The organism is Kribbella sp. NPDC051620 (assembly GCF_044453825.1).
In the GTDB taxonomy this organism is placed as follows: Bacteria; Actinomycetota; Actinomycetes; order Propionibacteriales; family Kribbellaceae; genus Kribbella.
Map to the genome: position 1 here is coordinate 875,741 of NZ_JBITDB010000003.1, position 23,940 is coordinate 899,680.

At 67.7% G+C, this 23,940-nt stretch carries 25 protein-coding genes and 1 pseudogene; 10 read left to right on the plus strand and 16 right to left on the minus strand.

All coding sequences use genetic code 11. The features are described from left to right. Window positions 1-64 precede the first annotated feature (64 nt). Window positions 65-973, plus strand: coding sequence for a LysR family transcriptional regulator (locus ACIA12_RS17130; RefSeq protein ID WP_396367944.1), 909 nt, complete (start codon window positions 65-67; stop codon window positions 971-973). A 187-nt stretch (window positions 974-1,160) separates the two neighbouring features. Continuing rightward, window positions 1,161-3,146, plus strand: a complete 1,986-nt coding sequence (locus ACIA12_RS17135) for a cellulase family glycosylhydrolase (protein ID WP_396367945.1) — start codon at window positions 1,161-1,163, stop codon at window positions 3,144-3,146. A gap of 50 nt (window positions 3,147-3,196) precedes the next feature. Here the strand turns inward: ACIA12_RS17135 and ACIA12_RS17140 are convergent, their stop codons facing one another. Then, window positions 3,197-4,051 carry a helix-turn-helix transcriptional regulator gene (locus tag ACIA12_RS17140; protein ID WP_396367946.1) on the minus strand — a complete coding sequence of 285 codons (855 nt, stop codon included), beginning with the start codon at window positions 4,049-4,051 and terminating at the stop codon, window positions 3,197-3,199. 113 nt (window positions 4,052-4,164) lie between these two features. Here ACIA12_RS17140 and ACIA12_RS17145 point away from each other — a divergent pair, with 113 nt between their 5' ends. After that, window positions 4,165-5,592, plus strand: coding sequence for an MFS transporter (locus tag ACIA12_RS17145; RefSeq protein ID WP_396367947.1), 1,428 nt, complete (start codon window positions 4,165-4,167; stop codon window positions 5,590-5,592). Here the strand turns inward: ACIA12_RS17145 and ACIA12_RS17150 are convergent. The 3 genes from ACIA12_RS17150 to ACIA12_RS17160 are packed head-to-tail and all read right to left on the minus strand — an operon-like array spanning window position 5,585 to window position 8,166. Continuing rightward, entirely contained in the window at window positions 5,585-6,370 is a 786-nt protein-coding gene (locus ACIA12_RS17150; protein WP_396367948.1) for a pentapeptide repeat-containing protein, read from the minus strand. The genes ACIA12_RS17145 and ACIA12_RS17150 overlap by 8 nt on opposite strands. A 4-nt stretch (window positions 6,371-6,374) precedes the next feature. Continuing rightward, entirely contained in the window at window positions 6,375-7,496 is a 1,122-nt protein-coding gene (gene prfB, locus ACIA12_RS17155) for a peptide chain release factor 2 (RefSeq protein ID WP_343980093.1), read from the minus strand. 40 nt (window positions 7,497-7,536) lie between these two features. Then, on the minus strand, window positions 7,537-8,166 hold the full coding sequence (locus ACIA12_RS17160; RefSeq protein WP_396367949.1) for a TetR/AcrR family transcriptional regulator: 630 nt from the start codon (window positions 8,164-8,166) through the stop codon (window positions 7,537-7,539). Window positions 8,167-8,235: 69 nt separating this feature from the next. On the opposite strand from ACIA12_RS17160, the gene ACIA12_RS17165 reads away from it, so the two are divergent. Continuing rightward, window positions 8,236-9,066 (plus strand): NAD(P)H-binding protein, encoded by an 831-nt coding sequence (locus ACIA12_RS17165; protein ID WP_396367950.1) that lies wholly within the window; start codon window positions 8,236-8,238, stop codon window positions 9,064-9,066. Here ACIA12_RS17165 and ACIA12_RS17170 read toward each other — a convergent pair. The 9 genes from ACIA12_RS17170 to ACIA12_RS17210 all read right to left on the minus strand — a co-directional run bounded on the left by ACIA12_RS17170 (window position 9,063) and on the right by ACIA12_RS17210 (window position 15,380). Then, window positions 9,063-9,794: an SDR family NAD(P)-dependent oxidoreductase gene (locus tag ACIA12_RS17170; RefSeq protein WP_396367951.1), complete on the minus strand. Its 732-nt coding sequence runs from the start codon at window positions 9,792-9,794 to the stop codon at window positions 9,063-9,065. The genes ACIA12_RS17165 and ACIA12_RS17170 overlap by 4 nt on opposite strands. Before the next feature lie 25 nt (window positions 9,795-9,819). Further along, entirely contained in the window at window positions 9,820-10,614 is a 795-nt protein-coding gene (locus ACIA12_RS17175) for an SDR family NAD(P)-dependent oxidoreductase (protein WP_396367952.1), read from the minus strand. An 81-nt stretch (window positions 10,615-10,695) separates the two neighbouring features. Beyond that, entirely contained in the window at window positions 10,696-11,094 is a 399-nt protein-coding gene (locus ACIA12_RS17180) for a Tad domain-containing protein (protein ID WP_396367953.1), read from the minus strand. 32 nt (window positions 11,095-11,126) lie between these two features. Further along, window positions 11,127-11,573, minus strand: coding sequence for a TadE/TadG family type IV pilus assembly protein (locus ACIA12_RS17185; RefSeq protein WP_396367954.1), 447 nt, complete (start codon window positions 11,571-11,573; stop codon window positions 11,127-11,129). Then, entirely contained in the window at window positions 11,570-11,923 is a 354-nt protein-coding gene (locus ACIA12_RS17190) for a TadE/TadG family type IV pilus assembly protein (protein WP_396367955.1), read from the minus strand. The genes ACIA12_RS17185 and ACIA12_RS17190 overlap by 4 nt, the downstream gene beginning before the upstream one ends. A gap of 113 nt (window positions 11,924-12,036) precedes the next feature. Continuing rightward, window positions 12,037-12,234, minus strand: a complete 198-nt coding sequence (locus ACIA12_RS17195; protein ID WP_396367956.1) for a hypothetical protein — start codon at window positions 12,232-12,234, stop codon at window positions 12,037-12,039. A 14-nt stretch (window positions 12,235-12,248) separates the two neighbouring features. Beyond that, window positions 12,249-13,187 carry a type II secretion system F family protein gene (locus ACIA12_RS17200; RefSeq protein ID WP_396367957.1) on the minus strand — a complete coding sequence of 313 codons (939 nt, stop codon included), beginning with the start codon at window positions 13,185-13,187 and terminating at the stop codon, window positions 12,249-12,251. 55 nt (window positions 13,188-13,242) lie between these two features. Further along, the gene (locus ACIA12_RS17205) at window positions 13,243-14,103 is read right to left on the minus strand and encodes a type II secretion system F family protein (RefSeq protein ID WP_396367958.1); all 861 of its coding nucleotides are present in this window, start codon (window positions 14,101-14,103) and stop codon (window positions 13,243-13,245) included. Next, entirely contained in the window at window positions 14,103-15,380 is a 1,278-nt protein-coding gene (locus tag ACIA12_RS17210; protein ID WP_396367959.1) for a CpaF family protein, read from the minus strand. Before ACIA12_RS17210 ends, ACIA12_RS17205 begins: the two co-directional genes overlap by 1 nt. 450 nt (window positions 15,381-15,830) lie before the next feature. Between ACIA12_RS17210 and ACIA12_RS17215 the strand changes: the two genes are divergently transcribed. After that, a complete protein-coding gene (locus ACIA12_RS17215; RefSeq protein WP_396367960.1) occupies window positions 15,831-16,331 on the plus strand; it encodes a SigE family RNA polymerase sigma factor in 501 nt (166 codons plus the stop codon). A 14-nt stretch (window positions 16,332-16,345) separates the two neighbouring features. Further along, complete coding sequence (locus ACIA12_RS17220) at window positions 16,346-17,620, plus strand: hypothetical protein (RefSeq protein ID WP_396367961.1); 1,275 nt, start codon at window positions 16,346-16,348, stop codon at window positions 17,618-17,620. Window positions 17,621-17,659: 39 nt separating this feature from the next. Here ACIA12_RS17220 and ACIA12_RS17225 read toward each other — a convergent pair whose 3' ends face one another. Together ACIA12_RS17225 and ACIA12_RS17230 are read right to left on the minus strand one after the other, a co-directional pair. Further along, a complete protein-coding gene (locus ACIA12_RS17225) occupies window positions 17,660-18,403 on the minus strand; it encodes a GntR family transcriptional regulator (RefSeq protein ID WP_396367962.1) in 744 nt (247 codons plus the stop codon). A gap of 89 nt (window positions 18,404-18,492) precedes the next feature. After that, a complete protein-coding gene (locus ACIA12_RS17230) occupies window positions 18,493-19,530 on the minus strand; it encodes a Gfo/Idh/MocA family oxidoreductase (RefSeq protein WP_396367963.1) in 1,038 nt (345 codons plus the stop codon). Between the two features lie 166 nt (window positions 19,531-19,696). On the opposite strand from ACIA12_RS17230, the gene ACIA12_RS17235 reads away from it, so the two are divergent. The 4 genes and pseudogenes from ACIA12_RS17235 (at window position 19,697) to ACIA12_RS17250 (ending at window position 22,864) form a co-directional block, all read left to right on the plus strand. Beyond that, window positions 19,697-20,695, plus strand: coding sequence for a LacI family DNA-binding transcriptional regulator (locus ACIA12_RS17235; protein WP_396367964.1), 999 nt, complete (start codon window positions 19,697-19,699; stop codon window positions 20,693-20,695). After that, window positions 20,692-21,306: pseudogene (locus ACIA12_RS17240) on the plus strand (phytanoyl-CoA dioxygenase family protein); the annotation flags it as partial. The gene ACIA12_RS17235 and the pseudogene ACIA12_RS17240, both read left to right, overlap by 4 nt. 110 nt (window positions 21,307-21,416) lie before the next feature. After that, the gene (locus ACIA12_RS17245) at window positions 21,417-21,830 is read left to right on the plus strand and encodes a phytanoyl-CoA dioxygenase family protein (RefSeq protein ID WP_396367965.1); all 414 of its coding nucleotides are present in this window, start codon (window positions 21,417-21,419) and stop codon (window positions 21,828-21,830) included. Window positions 21,831-21,844: 14 nt separating this feature from the next. Further along, entirely contained in the window at window positions 21,845-22,864 is a 1,020-nt protein-coding gene (locus ACIA12_RS17250) for a Gfo/Idh/MocA family protein (RefSeq protein ID WP_396367966.1), read from the plus strand. Here the strand turns inward: ACIA12_RS17250 and ACIA12_RS17255 are convergent. Then, window positions 22,839-23,894, minus strand: a complete 1,056-nt coding sequence (locus ACIA12_RS17255; protein ID WP_396367967.1) for an amidohydrolase family protein — start codon at window positions 23,892-23,894, stop codon at window positions 22,839-22,841. The genes ACIA12_RS17250 and ACIA12_RS17255 overlap by 26 nt on opposite strands. Window positions 23,895-23,940 lie beyond the last annotated feature (46 nt).

The following is a 23,940-nucleotide window of genomic DNA, read 5'->3' on the forward strand; positions in this document are numbered from 1 at the left end:
CTGGGGTTGAGCTACAGTTAAGGACCAGCGAAGATTACTACCGCTGACAGTGTAGGAGTGCTACATGATTGATCTGGGCCGGCTACGCGCGCTGCATGCCGTCGCGATGTACGGCTCGGTCGGCAGCGCCGCCGAGGCACTCGGCTACACCCCGTCGGCTGTCTCGCAGCAACTCGCCAAACTGGAGCGCGAGACCCGCACGATCCTGATCGAGAAGCGCGGTCGCGGGATCGTCCTCACCGACGCCGCCCTGCAACTGGCGGCCACCGCATCGAAGGTCCTCGAACTGGTGGAGACCGCCGAGCTGACACTGGAGGAGCAGCGCGGCCAAGCGATCGGCTCGCTGGCGATCGCCGCCTTTCCGACCGCCGCGCGCGGGCTGCTGCCGGCAGTGCTGCCCAAGTTGATAGCCGACAACCCCGCACTCGACGTCACGGTGATAGAGAGCGACCCGGTCGACGCCGTCGCCGCCGTCGCCCGCGGCGAGATCCAGATCGCCATCGTGCACGACTGGCACAACACCCCGCTCGCGATCCCCGACGAGCTGTCCAGGGTCAAGCTCGGCACCGACCCCGCCGACGTCCTGGTCCCCGCCTCACATCGGCTGGCGGGCAAGGAGTCCGTACGCGCCGAGGACCTCGTCGGCGAGCGCTGGATCTGCCAGCCCACCGGGTCCATCTGCCACGAGTGGCTGGTCCGGACGATGCGCAAGGCCGGCGTGCAACCAGAGGTCGCCTACTCCATCGCGGAGTACCAGACCCAGCTCGCAATGCTTGCCCGAGGCATCGGTATCGGCCTCCTCCCCCGCCTCGGCCGCGGCCCGTTGCCGGACGGAGTGATCGCCCTTCCCCTCCAACCGGCACCGAGCCGCCGCCTGTACGCCGTCTGGCGCACCGCCACCGCCCGCCGCCCCGCCATCGCCGTCACGCTGGCAGCCCTCAAGTCCGGCTGGTCCGCTCGCGACACCGCCTGATTCCTCCCGCCTCAGCGGCTGGCCGAGCACGCCCGTTCCACCCCACGGGAATTATCGCGGTCACTGCTCGCAACCAATTGACAGCACTCCGCATCGCGGCTAACTTTCCGAGAAATCTATTAGGAAACTTTCCTAATAACTAACCAGCACCTCTCTCGTCCCCGCCCCTGACGCAGTAGGAGGAACCATGAACCGCCCCCATTGGTTCGCTCTGGTGCCGACTCTCGCGCTCGCCGCGACAGCCCTCGTCACCACCAGCGCAACCGCCAGTGCGACCCCCACCCCCGAGCCCGGACCCGCGGCAGCCACGCCGGTGTCGATCAACGGACAGCTGCATGTCTGCGGTACCAAGCTCTGCAACCAGTACGACAAGCCGATCCAGCTCCGCGGTATGAGCACGCACGGCATCCAGTGGTACGCGAACTGCATCAAGAAGGCGTCCCTCGACGCGCTCGCCACCGACTGGAACGCCGACATCCTGCGGATCTCGATGTACGTCGCGCGCGGCGAGGACGGTTACGAGACCGACCCACGCAAGTTCACCGACCTCGTGCACGGCTACATCGAGGAGGCCACCAAGCGCGGGATGTACGCGCTGGTCGACTGGCACCAGCTCACGCCCGGCGACCCCAACGTCTACACCGCCAAGGCGAAGACGTTCTTCGCCGAGATCGCCGAGCGGCACAAGGACAAGAACAACATCATCTACGACATCGCCAACGAGCCGAACGGCGTCAGCTGGGCGAAGATCAAGACGTACGCCGAGGCGGTGATCCCGACGATCCGGGCCAAGGACCCCGACGGCGTCGTCTTCGTCGGCACCCACGGCTGGGCGTCGCTCGGCGTCTCCGACAGCCGGACCGAGGCCGACGTGATCAACAACCCGGTCAACGCGACGAACCTGATGTACACCTTCCACTTCTACGCCGCGTCGCATCACGACGAGTACTTCGACGCGCTGTCGCGGGCGGCCGACAAGATCCCGTTGTTCGTCACCGAGTTCGGCACCCAGAACTACGAGGGCGAGGGCGCCAACGACTTCGCCTACTCGCAGAAGTACCTGGACTTCCTGGCCAGCAAGAAGATCGGCTGGACCAACTGGAACTTCTCCGACGACGAACGCTCCGGCGCGGTGTTCAAGGAAGGAACGTGCGCCGGCAGCAACTTCACCGGTACGTCGGTACTCAAGCAGGCCGGTGTCTGGATCCGCGACCGGATCCGCACGCCCGACGACTTCCCGACCGACGGAACCGATCCGACCGATCCGACTGACCCCACCGACCCGACCGATCCCGCCACGACCATCAATGTCTCCACCGCGGCCCAGCTGAAGACGGCCCTCACCGCCGCCAAGCCGGGCGACACGATCAAGCTTGCCGACGGCACCTATACCGGCAACTTCAAGACCACCGTCTCCGGTACGTCCTCGGCACCGATCAAGCTCACCGGCTCGGCGAACGCGATCCTGACCGCGGGCGGCGGCTACGGCCTGCACCTCAACGGCGCGAGCTACTGGCAGGTGTCGGGCATCACCGTCACCGGCGGCCAGAAAGGCATCATGATCGACAACGCGACCCGCGTGCTGATCGATGGTGTCACCGTGCACGGCCTGGACATGGAAGGCGTGCACTTCCGCAACAGCAGCAGCTACGGAACGATCCGGAACTCGAAGATCTACGACACCGGCAACGACGGCCGCGGGATGGGCGAGGGCGTGTACGTCGGCAGCGCCGGCGGCCTGGACGACAAGTCGGACAACGTGCAGATCCTCGACAACACGATCGGCCCGGACGTCGGCGGCGAGGCGGTCGACCTGAAGGAAGGCACCCAGGGCGGCCGGGTCGCGGGCAACAGCTTCGACGGCCGCGGGCTGACCGGCGCCAACTACGACGACAGCTGGGTCGATGTCAAGGGCAACAACTACGTGATCGAGAACAACACCGGCAAGAACACCACCAACAACGGCTTCGAGACCCACATGCAGCAGGACGGCTGGGGTTGCGGCACGGTCTTCCGCAACAACAAGTCCGACCTCACCGGCGCCACCGGCGCCGGCCGCTACGCCTTCAACATCACCAACTACGACGCCTCCACCTGCAAGGTCACCATCGACCGCTCCAACACCGTCACCGGCGGCAAGGCCCTGACCAACCCGGGCATTCCGGTCAGCTGATTCCACTGACCCGTACTCCGGTCGCTCCGCCCCGACGACCGGAGTACGGGTCAGCTGTTGACCAACTGGTGGAGTTTGGCCTCGGAGTCCTCGTCGACCGGGGTGTAAGTGGTCATCCGCATCTGACCCTGCTGGCTGACCCAGAGATTGACGGCCTCCATCTGCAGGATGCCGACCCGTTCGTTGTCCAGGATTTTGATCCGGGCGCTCGGTGCGGCCACGTCGTACCGCTCCCACAGCTCGGCGAACAGCGGTGAACTGGCGAGCAGCCGCTCGGTCAGATCCTGCCAGCTCGACTCGCCCAGGTGGTCCGCCAGCGCAGCCCGATAGCCCGCGACCATGTGTTGTTTGATCGAGTCGCCGTCGGCGAAAGCGCACTGCCACTCGTCCGACGCGAAGGTCAGCCAGAGCAGGTTGCGCTCCTCGAGCGGGATCGCCGCCATGTCGATGAGGACCTTGCGATAGGCATCGTTGAACGCCAGTACGTCGTACCGCGCGTTGAGCACCTGAGCCGGGTACGGAGAGAGCTGGTCGAGCATCTTCTGCACCGACTGCGGAAGCGCCGAGCAGTCGGTCTTGGCCGGCCCGAGCGCGATGCCCGCCAGCGTGTAGAGATGGTTGCGCTCCAACCGGTCGAGCCGGAGCGTCCGGGAGATCGCCTCGAGCACCTGGGCCGACACGTTGATGTCGCGCCCCTGCTCCAGCCACGTGTACCAGGTCACGCCGACGCCCGCCAACTGGGCGACCTCTTCGCGCCGCAGGCCCGGAGTACGGCGTCGTCCGCCCGGCGCGAAGCCGACCTCGTCGGGCTGGATTCGCTCCCGACGACTGCGCAGGAACGCCGACAACGCCCGCCGCCGCTCGTCCTTGTCGGTGGTGACTGGCACACTGCTCAGCAGACTCACCTCCCCATGGTGCGGCCCCGGGCCGCCTGACGAAAGCCTGGTGCCGGGTGCTGCCAATACCAGGATAACCAGGCTCTCACCACCAGGCTTCGAGCGGCCGCATGCTGAGTCCTATGACAGACCAGCTCCAAACCGCCCGGCTCACGCCTCCCCCGCCAGCAAAGTCAGCTCTCGGCCCCGTCGCCCTCACCACCTTGCTCTTCGGCGCCTTCCTGCCGATGCTCTCCTTCTTCATCATCAACGTCGCGCTGCCCGCGATCGGCTCGGACCTGCAGGCGAACGCCGGTGAGCTGCAGCTCGTCGTCGGCAGCTACGGCATCGCCAACGCCACCCTGCTCGTGGTCGGCGGCCGGCTCGGCGACGGCTTCGGCCGCAAACGGCTGTTCCTGATCGGCATCGTCGGCTTCACCGTGATGTCGCTGATCTGCGCGATCGCGCCGACCATCGGCGTCCTGCTCGCGGCCCGTGTCCTCCAAGGCGCCGCCGCCGCGGCGATGACCCCGCAGGTGCTCGCCTCGATCAGCAGCCTGCTCACCGGCGAACACCGGGCTCGCGCGATGGCGATGTTCGGCGTCGCGGGTGGTTCGGCCGCCGCGCTCGGCCAGATCCTCGGTGGTGCTCTGGTCGAGGCCAACGTGTTCGACCTCGGCTGGCGCGCGGTCTTCCTGGTCAACGTGCCGGTCGGCCTGGTCGCGATCGTCGCCGCAGTGAAGCTCCTGCCCGAGACTCGCGCCGACAAGGCCCAGCGGGTCGACCTGGTCGGTGCCGGCCTCCTGGCGCTCGCACTGGTGCTACTGCTCCTCCCCCTGACCGAGGGCCGCCCACTGGGCTGGCCGCTCTGGACCTGGCTCTCACTGGCCGCCACCATCCCCGCGGTCGCGCTGCTCGGCGTACACCAGCACCGGTCCGAGAAGGCCGGTACTGCGCCGCTCATCCCTCCGTCAGTACTACGCCTGCGCCCGATGCAGATCGGCTTGCTGCTGGCCGTAGGGTTCTTCACCACCTTCGGCGGGTTCATGTTCGTCTTCGCGCTGGCCACCCAGGGCGAGGCCGGGATGTCCCCACTGCAAGGCGGTCTGAGCCTGCTGCCGATGTCGGTCGGCTTCCTGATCACCTCGATCTACGGGCCACGTCTGCAGCAGAAGTACGGTGCAGGGCTCATCCTGCGCGGCTGGATCGTGCAGTCAGTCGGGTACGCCGCACTGGCGGTGGTTGCCCTCACCGTGTGGCCGGATGTGACCCCGTGGACGCTGGCGATCCCCATGCTGATCGCAGGGTTTGGCAGCGGTCTGGTGATGGTGCCGCTGATGGGTGTGGTGATCGGTCAGGTCCCGCCTGCCCAAGCTGGTCTCGGTAGCGGCATCCTGCTCACCAGTCAGCAGACCTGCCTCGCACTGGGTGCAGCAACGGTCGGTACGGCGTACCTGTCGCTGGCGGGCACCTCCTGGGGACAGGGAGGCGCACTGGCTGCCGTAGCGCTGGCCATCACCGCTATCTCGCTGCTGATGACGCCGGTAACTCACCAGCTGCGGTCTAAGTAGTCCAGTGAGCCGGGCGGGTCACTGCCTTTGGAAGCTTGGTCTTGGAGTCGCCCCGGGCAGCGTTGACCTGGGACTGGGTGAGGAACAGTGAGCCGGTGAGGTCGGCGCCTTCCAGCCTGGTGTCGCGGAGGTCGGCGCCGATCAGGTCGGCTTGCCTCAGGTCGGCCTCGCGGAGATCGGCCGCGATCAGGTAGGCGCCCCGGAGGTTGGCGTTGTGCAGGTCCGCGCCGCGGAGTTTGGCCCCGAACAGGTCAGCTCCGCGGCGTTCTTTCTTCTTGCCGGGCTTGCCGCGCACCAGGGCGCTGGTCTGCAGCAGGAGCTCGTTGACCTTCGCTCGCTCGCCTTCGAGGTCAACTGTGGTGACATCCGGTACCAGCGTCAGCTGCTCAATACGCTCGCTCGCCGCGTGCAGCGCCGGGTGGATCGCCATGGTCTGCGGCAATTCGAGTGCCTCAGCCAGGTACCAGAGAAGTTCGTGCAGTTGGCGCATGATCGGCAGCGCCTCGAACAGCTTCTGCCCTGGTTGCTCGCGCCAGCTGCTGCCGGCCTGGCGGGAGATTTTCTGGCCGGCGCCGAAGCAGTCGTAGACGGTGCAGCCCTGGAACCCGTTGCTCCGGAGCTTGCTGTGGATGCCACAGCGGAAGTCCTCGGCCAGGTTCGGGCAGGGCTCGCCGGCCGCCTTGTCGATCGCGAAGTCGGCCGACCTCGAGAAGGTCAGCGCGACGCAGCACAACCCATAGCAGTTGCTGCAGTCCGCACGCAGGTCTTCTCGGAGCACCCGGTCAGTTCTGTTCGGCGGCCGTCTGGCCGGTGCGGCGCCAGCGGATGCCGGCCTCGATAAACTCGTCGATCTCGCCGTCGAAGACGCCGCTGGTGTTGCCCGACTCGTACAGCGTCCGCAGGTCCTTGACCATCTGGTACGGGTGCAGCACGTAGGAACGCATCTGGTCGCCCCACGAGCCCTGCACGTCACCGCGCAGCGAGTCGATCTCGGCCCGCTCCTCGGCCTTCTTCAGCGCGAGCAGCTTCGCCTTCAGGATCACCATCGCGGAGGCCTTGTTCTGCAGCTGGGACTTCTCGTTCTGGCAGGAGACCACAGTGCCGGTCGGGATGTGGGTGATCCGGACCGCCGAGTCGGTGGTGTTGACGCTCTGACCGCCGGGGCCGGACGACCGGTACACGTCGATCCGCAGCTCTTCGTCCGGTACGTCGATCTCGTCGGTCTGCTCCAGCACCGGGACCACCTCGACCGCAGCGAACGAGGTCTGCCGGCGGCCCTGGTTGTCGAACGGGGAGATCCGGACCAGCCGGTGGGTGCCCGTCTCGATGCTCAGCGTGCCGTAGGCGTAGGGGGCCTTGACGCCGAAGGTCGTGGACTTGAGGCCTGCCTCTTCGGCGTACGACGTGTCGTAGACCTCGGTCGGGTAGCCGTGCCGCTCGGCCCAGCGCAGGTACATCCGCTGCAGCATCTCGGCGAAGTCGGCCGCGTCGACGCCACCGGCGCCCGAGCGGATCGTGACGAGTGCCTCGCGTTCGTCGTACTCGCCGGACAGCAGGGTACGGACCTCGAGCGACTGGATCGCCTTGGCCAGCGAGCCCATCTCCTTGTCCGCCTCGGCCAGGGTGTCCGCGTCGTTCTCGTCGCGGCCCATCTCGACCATGATCTCCAGATCCTCGATCCGGCCGCGCAGCTTGACCACCCGGTCGAGGTCGGCCTCCAGCCGCGACAGCTTCGAGGTCACCTTCTGCGCGTTCGCCTGGTCGTTCCACAGGTCGGGCGCGGCGACCTGCTCGCCGAGGTCGGCGATGTCGCGGCGCATGCCCTCCAGATCGAGAACTTTCTCGATCGAGGTCAGGGTCGCGTCGAGTTGCTTCAGGTCAGCATCGAAATCAGGTCCAGCCACAACCAAGCAGCGTACCCGGTCAGCGTCGCAGGCCGGGAATTCAGCCCCGCAGCCCGTGCTTCAGCGCTCCGAACACGACACCGGCAGCCTGCTCCATGGCTACTTCGTACTGCGCGACCTGGCCGGCCTCGGGATGCTCGGGCAGGACCTTGGCGAACTCGGCCTCCAGTACTTTCTGGGCCGCCTGGTACTGCGCCGCGATCAACCGCGCTTCCAGTGGGCTGAGCTGTGGGTCTCGCTCCTGGAGGGCCTGCACCATCAGGGTCTCCATCTCCTCGGCGTTCTTCCGCCGCCGGGCGAGCAACGCCGGGCTCTCCTCGATGGTCCGGGCGAACGCCTTCCAGGTGGCCAGGTGCTCCGACCGCAGGCGCATCCGGAGTTCGTCCAGGTAGTACTGCTCGAGCACCTCGACGACGGCGGCATCGGGGACGGCCTCCCGGATCGCCCGCACCGGCCCGAGCCACCAGGCGTCCTCGTCGAAGAGCAGGTCTTCCTTCGTCGGGAAGTGGTTGAAGACGGTCTGGACGGCGACGTCGGCCGCCTTCGCGACCTCCGCGACGGTGACGTGCTCGAAGCCGCGCTCCATGAACAGCGTGGTCGCCACGTCGGAGATCAGCTGGCGCGTCTGCTGCTTCTTTCGCTCCCGCCGGCCGACTTCCTGAATCTCCATGGACAACAGCTTAGCCGTCATGCTTTACTCCCTCCATAGTTGTAGTCACTACAAGTTTGGAGTTACACCATGTCTGTCCTCGTCACCGGCGGCCGCGGCAAGATCGCCCGCGCCGTTCACGCCGGCCTGGTCACCGCCGGCCACGACGTCCGCCTCGCCAGCCGCGAGCCCGCCGACCTGCCCGGCGCCGTACCGCTCAGCACCGCCCACCCGCACTCGCTCGCCAACGCACTCGACGGCGTCTCCCAGGTCTTCCTGTACTCCGACCCGGCCACAGCCGCACTGTTCGTCGAGGCCGCCGAGAACGCCGGCGTCAAGCAGGTCGTCCTGCTCTCATCGATGGCGTCCCAGGCCGACAACGACGATGCCGCCGCCGACCCACACGGTCAGGCCGAGCGCGTCATCACCGACGGCGCCTACGCGACGACGGTGCTGCAGCCCGGGACCTTCATGTCCAACGCGATCTACTGGTCGTACCAGGTCCGCGCCACCGGTCAGATCCGGCTGCCTTACCTGGATGCCGAAGAGGCGCCGATCCACGAACTCGACATCGCCGACGTCGCGCTGAAGGTGCTGCTCGACGGGCCCGGCGGCCCGCACGACGGTCGCGCGTATCCGCTGACCGGACCCGAGTCGATGACCCGGCGGCACCAGATCGAGCTGATCACCGAGGTCACCGGCGTACCGATCGAAGCCGTCGACCTCACTTCCGAGCAGGCCTTCGAGGAGATGGCGAACACCATGCGCAACCCCGCGCAGCTCGCCTCACTCATGGCCTACTGGGCCTCCCGCGTCGGCAGCCCGCACCCGCTGGAGCCCAACGTCGAACTGCTCACCGGCCACCCGGCCCGCACCTTTGTCACCTGGCTGCGGGACAACCCGAACGTCTACGTCTCCTAGGGCAGGATCGAGTCGATGTAGCCGCCGTCCACACGGATGGCGCCGCCGGTGGTGGCGGAGGCCTGGGTGGAGCTGAGGTACACGACCATGTTGCCGATCTCGACCGGCTCGATCAGACGCTGGATGAGCGAGTTGGGGTTGTCTAGCTCCTCGCTACCGGGCCCGCGCGTGGGGCCGGCGAGTACTGAGTTCACTGTGACCCCGGTACCGGCCGCAGCTTTCGCGAAACCGCGGGTCACCGCGAGCAGCGCCGTCTTCGTGACGCCGTTGTGCACCATGTGCAGCGGGGTGGCGACTGCGGATTCGCCGGCGATGCTCATCACGCGGCCGAAGCCGCGCTCCATCATGCCGGGCAGGTAGTGGCGGATCAGTCGGACCGCCGAGAGCACGTTCACCTCGAAGTACCGGCGCCACTCGTCGTCGTCGATCTCGAACACCGGCTTCGCGCCGTAGATCCCGAGGTTGTTGACGAGGATGTCGAGCTCGCCGACCTTTGCTCTCACATCGTCCGCACCGGCTGCTGACGCAAGGTCTGCCGCGATCGCGGTCACCTGGGCATCTTGGACCTGGCGCCGGATGGAGTCCGCGGCCCGCTCGGTCTTGTCCGGGTTGCGGCCGTTGACGACGACAGCGGCTTTCGACCGCGCCAACTCAGTGGCGATCGCCAGCCCGATGCCTTGGCTCGAACCCGAAACAAGTGCGCGGCGGCCGGTCAGATCGATGTTCATGGGGGCTGGCGGTCCGTAGTACCGGCTAGGGGAGGATCGAGTCGATGTAGCCGCCGTCCACCCGGATGGCGCCGCCGGTGGTGGCGGAGGCCTGGGTGGAGCTGAGGTAGACGACCATGTTGCCGATCTCGGGCGGCTCGATCAGGCGCTGGATGAGGGAGTACGGGCGGTGTTCCTTCATGAACCGGCGTTGCGCCTCGTCCCAGGGCAGATCGTCGCCGACCAGTTCGCCGACGAACTCCTCGACGCCGGGCGTGTGGGTGGGGCCGGCCATCACGCTGTTGACCGTGACGCCGGTACCGGCGGCAGCCTTCGCGAAACCGCGCGTCACCGCGAGCAGGGCGGTCTTCGTCACGCCGTAGTGGACCATCTCGAGCGGCGTCACCACGGCCGAGTCGCTGGCGATGTTCATCACCCTTCCGAAGCCGCGCTCCATCATGCCTGGCAGGTAATGGCGGATCAGCCGGACGGCCGAGAGGACGTTCACCTCGAAGTACCGGCGCCACTCGTCGTCGTCGATCTCCAGCACCGGCTTGGCGCCGAAGATGCCGAGGTTGTTGACGAGAATGTCGAGCTCGCCGACCTTTGCTCTCATTTCGTCCGCACCAGCTGCTGACGCAAGATCTGCCGCGACCGCGGTCACCTCGGCATCGGGTACCTCGCGCCGGACTTCAGCCGCCGCCTGCTCGGTCTTGTCCTGGCCACGCCCGTTGACCACCACCGAGGCGCCGGACCGCGCCAACTCGGTGGCGATCGCCAGCCCGATCCCTTGACTGGAACCGGAAACCAACGCCCGCCGTCCACCCAGATCGATGTCCATGGCCCCCACTGTGCCCTATCGCATACGCCGGCCGTGAGTCATCTGAGCCGGCGCATGCCCGATCAGCCGATGAGCCGTCGGTCATCTGATCGGTACTACCGCCGCCGCGTCCGAAGCGATGTCGGCCGACCCCTGCCAGCCGGGCGGCTCGAACGGAAGCTCGACCGTCGACGTCAAGGTCACCGTCACGGTGGTACCGGTGACGTCGGCCGACCAGTCCAATCCGTCGAATCGGTTGCCTGCGTCAACAGAATCCAGATAGTCCGCCGTCAGCCGCCGCGCCTCGTCAGGGTCCAGCTCGGCATTCCCCTCACCGCTCGGCTGGGCGTAGATCGCCGCCAGCCCGTTGGCGGCCGCCAGCACCGCCCCATCCGCGGTCGCGTCGAGATCCCGGCGTACCAGGAACACCTTCGAGATGTCGGTCACGACGACGATCATCAGCAACACGATCGCGGTGAACCCGATGATGAGCACCGTCATCTGCCCACGCTCATCCCGCTTCCTCGGCGCCCTCATCCGTCGCCCTTGGCTTCGCGGTAATCCCCGTAAGGCTCGGTATGCGAAGCACTGACGTGAACCGCCGGCCGTTCACCACCCAGCGCGTCCGGAATCAGCGGCAGCGGTACCTCGGTATCCAACTCAACGGTGACCGTCGACCCCGGCTGCAGACAGGCCGGATCACAAGTGATCTTGAGCTGCCCCGAACTCAACTCCATCCCCTGATCCTTCATCGCAACCCGAGCCGCCTCGAACGCCCGCTCCCGAGCCTCATCCTCCGACAACCCAGCCGGCACGATGACAAAGGCCCGCCCCGCCGCCCGAGCCGCAGCAGTAGCCCCGTACGAGGCGCGCTGCACGTCGAAAACGCCGAGCATCACGTAAATCAGCGGCACCAGCAACAACACCGCCAACCAGGAAAACTCCACCACCGCGTTCCCCCGCTCATCCCGGCGGCTCATTGGCCGGTCTCCTTGACGGCGTGGCCTTCGACGGTGAAGGAGATGCCGGGACCCCACAACCCGAGCGGCGGCATGTGCGCCTTGACCACAACCAGTACGCCGGGTTGCCCATCGACATCAGTCGCCTGCCCCTCGACCGAGTCGATCAACTCGTTGCGCACAACCCCATCGATCAACTCCCGCGTCCGAGCCTCCCCATCCCCCGGCTCCCGGTTGATCACCGACGCGTAATGCGCCCCCTCGGACGCCGCCGCGGTAATCGTGTTCCGCACGTACAGGAACAGCCCTACCTGCAGGACGCCCAGGAACAACGGCACGACAAGCATCGACACCATCACGAAGTCCACCACCGCGGCACCCCGTTCCCCCCGTCGCGGGGCATACCGGTCACCCGGTCGCGGGACGTACCGAAGTACCGCCGAGACCTTGGGCAGGCGGAGCGGGTGGAGGTGGTGGGGAGGGGTCACTTGTTGGAGACGGAGTCCAGGGCTTTGCCTAGCATGTCTGCGAGTTTGGGGCCGGCGATGGCCCAGATCGCCACCACCAGGCCGGCGGTCATCACGGTGATCAGGACCCAGCCGGGGACGTCGCCGCGCTCTTTGCCGGCCGGTCTGGACTTGGTCACCAGGGCTACGAGCAGTCTGGTCATCAACAGGGACATGGCATCTCCTCAATTCATCCGGCGATCAGCCGGATCCCGACGGCGCCTGGGTAGAAGGCGAAGGCAATGGTCACCGGGAGCACGAGAAACACCACCGGAATCATCATGGCGACCTCCCGGCGGGCACCCGACTCGATCAGCTCCCGGCGGCTGGCTTCGCGGATGTCACCCGCCTGAGCACGCAGTACGTCGGCCAGCGGCGTCCCGCGCTCGAGCGCGACCGCCAGCCCATCGGCAAACCGGGACAGCGCCAGCAACCCGCTGCGATCAGCCAGAGCATCAAGCGCCCGCACCAGCGGATCGCCCGCTCGCGTCTCGGCGAGAACACGTTGCAGCTCGTCGGCCAGCTCGCCCCGGCACGAGCGAGCGACCCGGTCGAGAGCGGCCGCAGGACCTTCACCGGCGGCGACAGACAAGGCGAGCAACTCGGCGACCGTCGGCAACTCGGCCAGCAGCCGTCGCTCGCGACGACTCACCTGGCTGGTCAGGTACGTGTCGCGGGACAGTACGCCGATGATCGCGAGGAAGCAGCAGAGGACGAGGAGCCCGATCGGGTTCCCGAAGCCCAACGACAACGAGATCAGCGCGACCAGCAGCCCCACCCCGAACCCCGCGGCACCCCAGAGCACCTGCTCGATCCGGAATTCTTCAACAGTACGGTCGATCCCGGCCCGCGCCAGCCGCCGCCGAATCGACGCCGCCCCACCCAGAATCCGCTCGAGCCGCTCCGCCCCAGCCCGCAACGACGGCCCGAACAGCCGCACGATCGCATAGAACGGCGACCCGGAATCCACCACCCCCCGGAACACATCCGACCCACCGAGATCCCGCAGATACGGCCCGATCCGATCATCAACAGAAGGCTTCCGCAAAAACGGCAACCGCCGCACCACCAACAACAACCCACCACCGCCCAACCCCCCAAGAAAAGCCCCAAGCACCATCGGACTCATCGCAGCAACTCCCCACCAAGCGTCGGGAGAAGGAGGGAGGTGTCGACTGTCGGACTCATCGCAGGACCCGTTCTGGCTCGGGGAGGCGGCCTATGCGGAGCATCAGGCGGTAGGCGAGGACGCAGACGACGGCGCCGGTGCCGATGATCAGGGCGCCTACTGGGGAGTTGTAGCGCTGGATGACGTCGCCTTGGAAGGAGAGCATCGCGAGGACCAGCCAGGGGGCGGCGACGGCTACTCGGGCTCCGTTGACTGACCAGGATTGTCTGGCTTCCAGTTCGGATCTGGTGCGGGCGTCGTCTCGCAGGAAGCTGGAGAGGGAACGCAGCAGGCGGCCGAGGTCGCCACCGCCGACCTCGCGGGCGATCCGCAGCGCTTCGATTACGCGGTCGCCGACCGGGTCGGCCAGCCGTGCCTTCAGCCGGTCGAGCGAATCCGCGAACCGCCCAGTCGACGCATAGTCCGAACCGAACCGCCGGAACGGCTCCCGCAACGGCAGCGGCCCGCGCTCCCCCACTTGGGCCAGCGCCTCGGACAACGACAGACCAGCCCGTACTGCGGACGCGATGTTGTCGACCACGTCAGGCCACAGCTCGCGGAACTCCGCCAGCCGCCGGCGGGCGCGCCCCTTCAGCAAGGCGACCGGCGCCCCACCCGCCATCACGCCGAACACCAGCCCGATCGGCAACGCAGCCGAGACGAGGAACATCAGCAGAAACGCGACGAACCCGGTGATCACACAAGCCCCGATGAACGCGGCCGGCGTGACGCCCTCCACCCCCGCCGCCGCCAGCAGATCCCGGCTGCGAGTCACCAGACGGCCGTCAGTGCTGACCTTGGCCTCGCGCGGCGCGATGAAGGTCCAGATGATCAGCAGTACGCCGATACCGAAGAAGAGACCGAGCAGCAGCCCCATCAGCTCACACCTCCCGGCAACTCGGTGAGCAGCCCGGCCGGCGAGTACCCGCGGTGGAGGAAGCGCTCGGGGTGCGGCAACTGTCCCTCGGCGCGACGCAACTGCCCGTCGACGGTGGCGAACAGGTTCTCGGTCTCGATCGCCTGGCCCTCGATCCGGCCGCTGACCGCGAGGATCTCGCGCACCCGGCGCTGACCGTCGTGGCTGATCCCGAGGTGGACGACCAGGTCGACACAGCCCGCGACGGTCGGCAGTACGAACCTGGAGCCGATGTTTTCCCCGGCCAGGAGTGGCAGCGTGCACATCTTGGTCAGCGCCTCGCGGGCCGAGTTCGCGTGGATGGTGCACATGCCAGGGAGGCCGCTGTTCAGCGCCAGCAGGAGATCCAGGCATTCCTCGCCGCGCACCTCTCCGACGATGACCCGCGACGGCCGCATCCGCAGCGACTCCTTGACCAGGTCGCGCAACCGGACCTCGCCGGTCCCTTCGAGACCGGCCTGCCGGGTCTGCATCGAGACCCAGTCCGGGATCGGCAGCTTGATCTCGAAGACCTCTTCACAGCTGATCACCCGCTCGCTGCCGGGGATCGAGCCGGACAACGCGTTCAGCATCGTCGTCTTGCCCGCCTGCGTGCCGCCGGAGACGAGGATGTTTAGACCGCACGCAACCGACGCGTCGAGCACGGCAGCGGCGTGCTGGGTCAGCGAACCGAGCGCGACCAGATCGGCCAGCCGGGTCGCCCGGACGGTGAACTTGCGGATGTTGATCGCCGCATAGCGCTGGGTGATGCCGCCGAGCACGATGTGCACCCGGCTGCCGTCGGGCAGCCGCGCGTCGGTGAACGGCTGGGAGACGTCGATCCGCCGTCCGGTGGTCTTCAGCATCCGCTCGACCAGGTCGCTGACCTCCTCCTCGGTCAGCACCGTGGTGGTCAGCTCGTGCCGGCCCTCGCGCGCGATGAAGACGCGGCTCGGCTCGTTGATCCAGATCTCCTCGACCGCCGGGTCGTCGAGATAGCGCTGCAGCGGGCCGAAGCCGGCCACCCGGTCGTGCACCTCACGGCTGACCGCCTCCAGGTCGCCGATCGGCGGCACGATCCCGGTCAGGCTGCGCTCGTCGTACTCCTTCACGACCGTCGCGACGATCGCGTTCACCGCGCCGGGGTTGCGCAGCGGGTCGATGCCCTCGCGCCGGACCAGGTCGCGGACCTGGGCGTCGATCAGCTCGACCGCGTCGCCGCCGACGTACCGGCGCGGGGCAAGTCTGTCGGCTGTCATCGTCTCCCCGTGAGCGTCTCGGACGGCGACCCGGCCGGTCACCCTGAGCGACATCCTTTCAACCCGGGGTCCACCAGCGCCACCCGGTCCCGACCGCCTGTGGATAACCGTGCCACGACACAGGCTCACCGAACGTATCCGCCCCTTCACCCCAGGTCCATTCCGTTGCACCTTGTTGCACCCACCCCGTCCCCCATTTCGGGGGTTAACCCCCGCAATGGTGGGTTGCCACCTCTGAACCAGTGGTGACAACCCACCACCTGAGGGGTTAACCCCCGAAATGCGGCGCGCGGCGCGGGGCGCGGGGCGGGTGGGTTGGGTGGGCGGGCGGGTGGGTGGGGGCAGTGAGGTGGACGGGGTGGGAGACCCGGGTGGGGGTGAGACTCGGGGGTGTAACGCGGGCGGGCGGGTGGGGCGTCGTACAGGTGAGACCACGACGGAGAGGCCGGGATGAGATCTACGACGGACGACTTCGAGGAGTTCGCCAGGGCGCGAACGCCACAGTTGTATCGGACGGCTTGGTTGCTGACCGGGGACCGGCACCACGCCGAGGATCTGGTCCAGGAGACGCTCGCGAAGATGTTCCGGGCCTGGCGGGGCCTGCAGCGGATCGACAACCCGCCGGCCTACGCGCAGACGGTGCTGGCCAGGACCTTCATCTCGCAACGGCGCCGGCGCAGCTGGAGCGAGCAGCCGGTGTCCTCGATGCCGGAGCGGGCCGACCGGCCGGGCGATCCGGCGTTGCGGATCTCGCTGCAGAACGCGCTGGCCGAGCTGGCCCCTCTCGACCGTGCGGTGCTGGTGCTGCGGTTCTTCGAAGATCGCAGCGTCGAACAGGTCGCGCTGGATCTCGGCAAGAACGCCGGTGCGATCAGGACCAGAACGTCCCGGGCCCTGGACCGGCTGCGCGCCGTCCTGGGCTCGGACGTCGACCACCTGATCGCTCTCTGAGAAGAAGGACCCCGATGAAGAACCTGAACGACACCCTGCCCGAGCTGATGCGCCGGGCCACCGAGAACCTCGAACCCGAGTCCACCGACCTGGTCGAACGCGGCATGGCCCGCGGCCTCACCCTGCGCCGCCGCCGCACCGCCCTGTTCACCGCCACCGGCGCCACGGCCGTGGTCGCCACCGCGGCCGTCATCGTCGGCGGCAACCAGCTCTTCGCCAAGGACGCCCCGCCGCCGGCAGCCAGTACGACGACCAAGCAGTCGACCACGATCACCCAGCAGGCACCGAAGCCGGCCACCCTGAACGAGACCAAGGCGACGTTGATCAAGCTCCTGCCGGCCCGACTCAAGGTCGCCAAGGCCCAGGTCTGGGACGACGGCGGCGGCTATCAGGCGGAGCTGCTCGTCAACGACGGCAAGGGCCTGTCGCTGCTCAGCCTCGCGATCAGGCCACCGGCCAACGATTCGGGCTGCTCCAACCAGAAGCCAGGCACTTGTACGACCCGCGCCGACGGCTCTCGCCTCACGGTCATGAACGAGGAAATCGAGGAGCGGGCGGCTGGTGTGCTCTTCAATCACGTCTACGTGGTCCGCCCCAGCGGTCAGTCGATCGTCTTGTCGAGCTTCAACGGAAGCACAGTGACTCGCAAAGGCGCTGTGACGGTCGAGAAGACGCGTGCCAAGCCTGCGCTGACCACAGCCGAGCTGATCGGCATGGTGGACAGCAGGGCCTGGCGCTTCCCGCCGAAGCTGGTGGAGTCGAACACCCCGGACAAGCCCCAGCCGACGAGCCCCGGGGTGAGCAAGCCGCCGGTACCGGTCCAGCAGACCCTCCAGACGCTCAGGGCCGTACTGCCGAAGGGCCTGCAGGTCACTCAGCCGACAACCCGGGGTGGCCTTCCGGACGACTACAACGCAGCCTCTGTGCTCGTCGACGACGGCAAGGGCAAGTCGTACGTCGAGGCCTTCGTCACCTATGAGGTGCCGATGATCAAGAAGTGCGGAGTGGAGGGGGCGCCGAACCACTGCAAGGTCCTGCCAGGCGGCGGTGTGGCCGGCTGGGACAAGAACTCCCCTGAGTACAGCGACGCCCGGCAGGCCAAGGAGGGCGTACTGGGGAACACAGCCGTGATCCGCTACGCCGACGGCCGCTACATCAGCATCACCAGCTACAACGCGGTCGGGGAGAAGGGCTCCAAGCACACCCGGCCGAGGCCGGCCATCAGCGTCGAGAAGCTGCTGGAGATGGCGGGCGACAAGGACTGGAAGTTCCCCGGCACCAAGAAGTAAGAGGCTCTCTCGTCCGCCGCCGGCCCTCTGAGGGGTGGGTCAGCGGTGGACGAGGGTGTGTTCGAAGGCGTAGCGGGAGGCGCGGAACAGGTGCGATCCGTACTCGACCGCGCGACCGTGGTCGTCGTAGGTGATCCGTGTGGTCGCCAGCAGCGGGCAGCCCGGCTCTTCCATCAGGAGCCGGGCTTGCTCTGGTGTGGCGGGCTGGGCCGAGATGGTCTGGTGCGCCACCTTCAGCCGGACCCCCTCGGCTCGGAGCAGCTCATAGAGTCCGCGCTCGGCCAGCGTGTTCGGGTCGGTGTCGAGCATCTCCGGGGGCAGCCAGTTGCGCATCAGGGCCAGCGGCTCGCCATCGGCGCGACGGAGCCGCTCCAGGCGCAGTACGCGATCGCCCTGCTCGCATTGAAGGGCTACGGCGACGTCTGGGGTCGCAGGGGCGATACCGAAGCGCAGTACCTCCGTTTGCGGCTTACGGTGCGCCGCGGCCAGGTCGTCGTACAGGCTGGTCAGTTCGAGGCTGCGGCGGACCTGACCGGAGTTGCCGACGACCTGTGTGCCGACGCCGCGCTTGCGGACCAGCAGGCCCTGGTCGACCAGCCGGGCGATCGCCTGGCGGACGGTGGGGCGGCTGAGGCCGTACGCCTCCGCGAGGTCCACCTCATTGCTGAGCCGGGAACCGACCGGCAGGTCACCGCCCTGGATCGCCGCTTCGAGCTGCTGCGCGAGTTGTACGTGAAGCGGGGTGCGGCTGGTGCGATCTACGCTGACCTGGACGGTGCTCATGGGCACATCTTGGAGGGTCGGGGGCGCACCGTCGAGTCGAAGCATCGATTTGATCAGATCTCTTCCAATCTAGGGGCGGCCGGAAAGCCTCATCCGAGCTCGTCGAGCTGGACCGGCCGGCGTTCCTCGTGCGACTTCATCGCCGCCAGCGCGACCCGCAACGCGTTGCGGGCGTCCTCCCCGGTGACGGGCGGAGCCGAGCCGGTGCGGATCGCGTCGGCGAACTGCGACATCTCCGCGACGTACGCGTCGGTGAACATCTCCTCGTCGCTGCGCAGCGTCTGCTGGCTGATCCCGCGCTCGCCGTAATGGAGCATCGGGCTGTTCGCGTGCCGCCCGGCCGTCACCATCCCCTTCGACCCGAACACCTCACCGCGCACGTCGTACCCGTAGAGCGCCGAGAAGTTCGCCTCCGCGGTCGCGATCGCGCCGTTGTCGAAGCTGAGCATCACCGCGGCCGTGTCGATCAGCCCGGTCTCCTTGTACTCCGGGGCGACCAGCGCATCGGCACGCGTGTACACCTCGACCGGCCGGCCGCCGGGGTTGAGCCAGAGCAACGTGTCGAAGTCGTGGATCAGCGTCTCGCGGAAGATCGTCCACGGCTTGATGCCGGCCGCATGCTTCATCCCACCCGGCCAGCCGGGATCGCGAGTGACCGAGCGCATCAGTTGCGGAGTACCGACGTCGCCGTTGACCACCGCGGCGTGCGCGGCTGCGAAGTCGCTCGCGAAGCGCCGGTTGAAGCCGACCTGGAAGACGACACCCGCCTGCTTGGTCGCGGCGATCGCACGGTCCATCTCGGCCAGCTCGAGCGAGGCCGGCTTCTCACAGAAGATCGCCTTGCCGGCCTCGGCGGCGCGGACCACCAGCTCGCTGTGCACCTTGGCGATCGAGGTGATCGCGACGGCGTCGATCTCGGGATCCTTCAGCACGTCGTCGATGTCCGGGTACGCCCGGGCGTCGTACTTCGCCGCGAGACTCTCGGCCGCGTCGACCCGCGGGTCCACCACCGCGGTCAGCTCGGCGGCCGGCACCCGGCGCGCGACGTTGCCCGCATGCATGGTCCCGATCCGGCCGGCGCCGATCAGAGCGATCCGGATGACTTGCAGCCCATGGTCGGTACGCATGTGGTCGATCTCCTCATGACGTCTGGTGTGCCCCGTTGTGACGAGCAACTACTAGTAGTAGCAACATCTACTAGAGCGCTCTAGTCACGAGCTAGCGAACACTGCTTTGATGGGCCCGTCAAGAGTTCTGCGGCGTAATCGTCTCGGACCAGCTGGAGGTAATCCGTTGTCCCGCGCCACGATGGAGGATGTCGCCCGGCTGGCCGGGGTCTCGCGCGCACTGGTGTCGATCGTGTACCGCGACGCGCCCGGCGCCAGCGACGCGACCAGGGCCCGGGTGCTGGCAGCGGGGAACGAGCTGGGCTACCGGCCCGACCACCGCGCCCGGCTGCTCGGTCGTACGAGGACACGGTTGCTCGGCGTGACCTTCGACGTACGGGCTCCCTTCCACGGCGACCTGGTCGAGGCCCTGTACTCCGCTGCGGAAGCCGCGGGCTACGACCTCACGCTCAGCGCCGTCGCCCCGTCGCGCGCCGAGTCGCGCGCCGTGCAGTCCTTGCTCGACTACCGCTGCGAGGCGCTGATCCTCCTCGGACCACAGCTCCCGGCATCTGCCCTGTCGACGCTGGCCGAATCACAGCCCGTCATCGCGATCGGACGCAACGTCCGCGCGGCCGGCGTCGACGTAGTACGGACCGACGACTCGGCCGGTTCGCGGCTTGCCGTGGAACACCTGCTGTCGTTGGGTCATACGCGCATCCTGCACATCGACGGCGGCAAGACGCCGGGCGCGGCGGAGCGGCGTACCGGCTATCGCAAGGCGGTCCGCCAGGCCGGTCTCGAAGCTCGCGTCCAACCCGGCGGTCGCACCGAAGCAGACGGAGCCGACGCCGCCAAGACCTTCCTCAACGACCCTCCGCCGGTCACCGCCGTCACCCTCTTCAACGACCGCGCGGCGACAGGCTTCCTCGACACCATCCGCCAGTCCCACCTGGAGATCCCCGCGGACCTCTCGGTGGTCGGCTACGACAACACCGCAATCGCCGGTCTCTCCCATCTCAACCTCACCACCATTGCCCAGAACACCGCAGCGCTGGCCACCCAGACCATCACCACCGCGCACTCCCGCCTGACCGGCTCGCCACCGACCACCCCAGTGGTGATCCCCCCGACCCTCGTCCCCCGCTGCACAACCGCGCCGCCGCGAGAGGAGCCCCACCGATGACCTGGCTCAAGCCCGAAGACGCTCGCCTGGAAGACCTGCTCGCCGTACTGCGTACCGGCACCGACCCCGCCGACTACCCGTACGCCGATGCGATCGAGCAGCAGGTCCCGCTGTACGACGCCGCGCGCATCCGCAAGGAGGACCCGCTGGAGGTCCAGGCCGAGTTCGCCAAGGCGCTCAGTGAGGGCCCGGGCATCGTCGTCCTGAAAGGTGCCTTCGGCAATGATGTGGTCGACGCCACCACTGCCGAGTTCCGCGCGATGATCGACGACCAGCACCGGGCCGGGACCGCGGCAGGCGACCACTTCGCCAAGCCGGGTGCGAACGACCGGGTCTGGAACGCGTTGGAGAAGCTGGCACTCCGGGCGCCGGAGGTGTTCGCCGCCTACTACTCCAACGATCTGCTCGCGTTGACGGCGAAGGCGTGGCTCGGCCCGGCGTACCAGGTCACGTCGCAGGTGAACGTGGTGAATCCGGGAGGTGAAGGTCAGACGGTGCACCGCGATTACCACCTCGGATTCCAGTCGAACGACGTCGCCGCCCAATACCCTGCTCACGTGCACAAGCTGTCCAGCGTGCTGACGCTGCAGGGGGCGGTCGCGCACTGTGACATGCCGGTGGAGAGTGGGCCGACGCTCTATCTGCCGCACTCGCACAAGTACGAGCTGGGTACCTGGCCTGGCGGCAGCCCGAGTTCGGCGAGCACTTCGTTGCTCATCACGTGCAGTTACCGCTGGCCAAGGGCGATGCGGTGTTCTTCAACCCGGCGCTGTTCCACGCGGCCGGCAGCAACCACTCGACCGGCATCTTCCGGATGGCGAACCTGCTGCAGATCTCGTCCGCGTTCGGCCGGGCGATGGAGAGCGTCGACCGGGTCCGGATGGCGGTCACCCTCTATCCGGTACTGCGTACTCTGCGGCAGGATGACGCCTTCGATCTGGACAATGTCATCGCCGCGAGCGCCGAGGGATACGCTTTCCCGACCAACCTGGACCGGGACCGGCCGATCGGCGGTCTCGCTCCCCAGACCCAGGCCGACCTGGTCCGCCAAGCCCTCGCCGAGGACTGGCCCGACATCCGGCTGCAGCAGGCCCTCGACGAACACTCTGTACGCCGCCGTACGGATGACATCTGAGCAAGGGAGTATGCATGGAACCGCTTCGCATCGGAATCCTCGGCGCCGCCCGGATCGCGGGCCGCGCGATCGCCGAACCGGCCCGGCTGACCGGCGCCCGGCTGGTCGCGGTCGCTGCCCGGGATACCGGCCGGGCGGAGGCGTTCGCCGCCGAGCACGGGGTGGAGCGGGTGCTGGCGAGCTACGACGACGTGATCAACGACCCGGAGGTGGAGGTCGTGTACAACCCGCTCGCCAACGGGCTGCATGGTCCGTGGAACCTCCGGGCGATTGCCGCCGGCAAGCATGTACTGACCGAGAAGCCCTCTGCGAGCAATGCGACCGAGGCTGCCTTGGTGCGTGACGCTGCGCGCGAGCAGGGCGTAGTACTGATGGAGGGCTTCCACTACGTCTTCCACCCGGTGACGCGGCGGCTGCATGAGCTGCTGGCGAAGGGTGAGCTCGGTGAGCTGCAGCACGTCGAGGCGACCATGGTGATGCCGCCACCGGCTGACGACGACCCGCGCTGGTCGCTGTCCCTGGCTGGTGGAGCAGTGATGGATGTCGGCTGCTATGCGCTGCATGCGCAGCGGATGCTCGCGCCCTGGGGTGGTGGCGCGCCGAAGCTAGCCAGTGCACGGGCGGGCGAGCGCAAACGGCTTCCTGGTGTGGATGAGTGGCTCAACGCCGACCTGGTGTTCCCCAACGGGGCTACCGGGGCAGTGCGGACCAGCATGGCCGGTGAGGAACTCGACTTCAGCCTGCGGATCATCGGTACCCGGGGTGAGGCGTTCGCGCCGAGCTTCGTCCTCCCGCACCTGGACGACCGGGTCACGGTGAAGACCAAGGAGGACACCTGGGTCGAGCGACTCGGCACCAAGTCCTCCTACACGTACCAGCTGGAAGCGTTCGCCGCACACCTCCGCAACGGCGCCCCGCTGATCACGGACGCCGACGACGCCCACGCAACGATGGAACTCATCGACGCCTGCTACCGCGACGCCGGCCTTCAGCCCCGGCCGACCACCGCTATCCAGCCACCCACACCCTGGTGATGTCCCGGGTGGCCGACAGGTCCGTCAGGGGATCTCCTGCGATCAACAGGAGATCCGCCCGACGACCTGGCTCGACAACACCACGGTCTGCCAGCTTGAAGTACTTCGCTGGGCCGGCCGTCGCCGCATAGAGCGCTTCGGCATTGCTCAGGCCCGCTTGAGCCAGCAACTCGAGTTCGCGATGCAGGCTGCTGCCGTGCTCGACCGGCGGCACACCTGGCTGAGCATTGGCGTCCGTGCCAGCCAGGAGCGGCACACCCGCCTCATGTAGAGCAGCAACGGACTCCAGAGCTGCTTTGAAGAGCTCAGCGCTTCCCCGCAACTTGTTGACAGCTTCAGCCATCGTCAACGTCGGTACTACGACCCGCCCGGCAGCAGCCAGCGCTTCAACCTGATCCGGCCGCAACTGCTCTCGGAAGGGCACATGCGTGACCACATCCACGCCGATTGCGATCGCTACGTCGTACGCGCCCACAGTGGCCGCATGCGCGACCGTCAGCAACCCGGCGTCGTGGGCTGCCACCACCAGTGCCGCTGCGGTCGCCTGGTCAGGACCACCTTCTCCTGGCGCCTCGAGGACAAGCTTCAGATAGTCGGAACCGTCCGCCACCCGTCGCTGGACCGCGTCGACCGCCTGCTCCGGCGTACCGGCGTAGGCATCAGCGGACGCACCCAGGAACTTGGCATGCCGTCCACCTGTGCCGATGACCGGCAGCCCGGCGCTCCTGATGTCGGTAACACCAGGTAGGTCGCGCAGCGAGCGCAGCCGCGAGGCCGGCCAGCAAGCCATGTCGAGTCCAGTGGTCACCCCGAAGGACAGCAACTTGTCGAGCGTCTCCGGGCCATGGAGATGCAGATGCGCATCGATCAGACCGGGAAGCAGGACCGATCCCGCTGCCTCGATCACCTCGGCTCCGGTGAGCTCGCCCGCCTCGGCGGAGATCACGCCACCGTCGATCACCACCTCCCGCGGCTCGGTCAGACCCTGCCCGTCGAACACCCGGGCCCCGCGAATCACCGTCCTCGCCATCACCACTCCTCAGTGTGGGACAAGTAGCACTTTATAGAACAAGTTG

Coding starts and splice junctions, on each gene's coding strand:
- ACIA12_RS17130 (WP_396367944.1), top strand. CDS start 65: ATGATTGATCTGGGCCGGCTACGCGCGCTGCATGCCGTCGCGATGTAC.
- ACIA12_RS17135 (WP_396367945.1), top strand. CDS start 1,161: ATGAACCGCCCCCATTGGTTCGCTCTGGTGCCGACTCTCGCGCTCGCC.
- ACIA12_RS17145 (WP_396367947.1), top strand. CDS start 4,165: ATGACAGACCAGCTCCAAACCGCCCGGCTCACGCCTCCCCCGCCAGCA.
- ACIA12_RS17160 (WP_396367949.1), bottom strand. CDS start 8,166: ATGGAGATTCAGGAAGTCGGCCGGCGGGAGCGAAAGAAGCAGCAGACG.
- ACIA12_RS17165 (WP_396367950.1), top strand. CDS start 8,236: ATGTCTGTCCTCGTCACCGGCGGCCGCGGCAAGATCGCCCGCGCCGTT.
- ACIA12_RS17170 (WP_396367951.1), bottom strand. CDS start 9,794: ATGAACATCGATCTGACCGGCCGCCGCGCACTTGTTTCGGGTTCGAGC.
- ACIA12_RS17175 (WP_396367952.1), bottom strand. CDS start 10,614: ATGGACATCGATCTGGGTGGACGGCGGGCGTTGGTTTCCGGTTCCAGT.
- ACIA12_RS17180 (WP_396367953.1), bottom strand. CDS start 11,094: ATGACGGTGCTCATCATCGGGTTCACCGCGATCGTGTTGCTGATGATC.
- ACIA12_RS17185 (WP_396367954.1), bottom strand. CDS start 11,573: ATGAGCCGCCGGGATGAGCGGGGGAACGCGGTGGTGGAGTTTTCCTGG.
- ACIA12_RS17195 (WP_396367956.1), bottom strand. CDS start 12,234: ATGTCCCTGTTGATGACCAGACTGCTCGTAGCCCTGGTGACCAAGTCC.
- ACIA12_RS17200 (WP_396367957.1), bottom strand. CDS start 13,187: ATGAGTCCGATGGTGCTTGGGGCTTTTCTTGGGGGGTTGGGCGGTGGT.
- ACIA12_RS17205 (WP_396367958.1), bottom strand. CDS start 14,103: ATGGGGCTGCTGCTCGGTCTCTTCTTCGGTATCGGCGTACTGCTGATC.
- ACIA12_RS17210 (WP_396367959.1), bottom strand. CDS start 15,380: ATGACAGCCGACAGACTTGCCCCGCGCCGGTACGTCGGCGGCGACGCG.
- ACIA12_RS17215 (WP_396367960.1), top strand. CDS start 15,831: ATGAGATCTACGACGGACGACTTCGAGGAGTTCGCCAGGGCGCGAACG.
- ACIA12_RS17220 (WP_396367961.1), top strand. CDS start 16,346: ATGAAGAACCTGAACGACACCCTGCCCGAGCTGATGCGCCGGGCCACC.
- ACIA12_RS17225 (WP_396367962.1), bottom strand. CDS start 18,403: ATGAGCACCGTCCAGGTCAGCGTAGATCGCACCAGCCGCACCCCGCTT.
- ACIA12_RS17230 (WP_396367963.1), bottom strand. CDS start 19,530: ATGCGTACCGACCATGGGCTGCAAGTCATCCGGATCGCTCTGATCGGC.
- ACIA12_RS17250 (WP_396367966.1), top strand. CDS start 21,845: ATGGAACCGCTTCGCATCGGAATCCTCGGCGCCGCCCGGATCGCGGGC.
- ACIA12_RS17255 (WP_396367967.1), bottom strand. CDS start 23,894: ATGGCGAGGACGGTGATTCGCGGGGCCCGGGTGTTCGACGGGCAGGGT.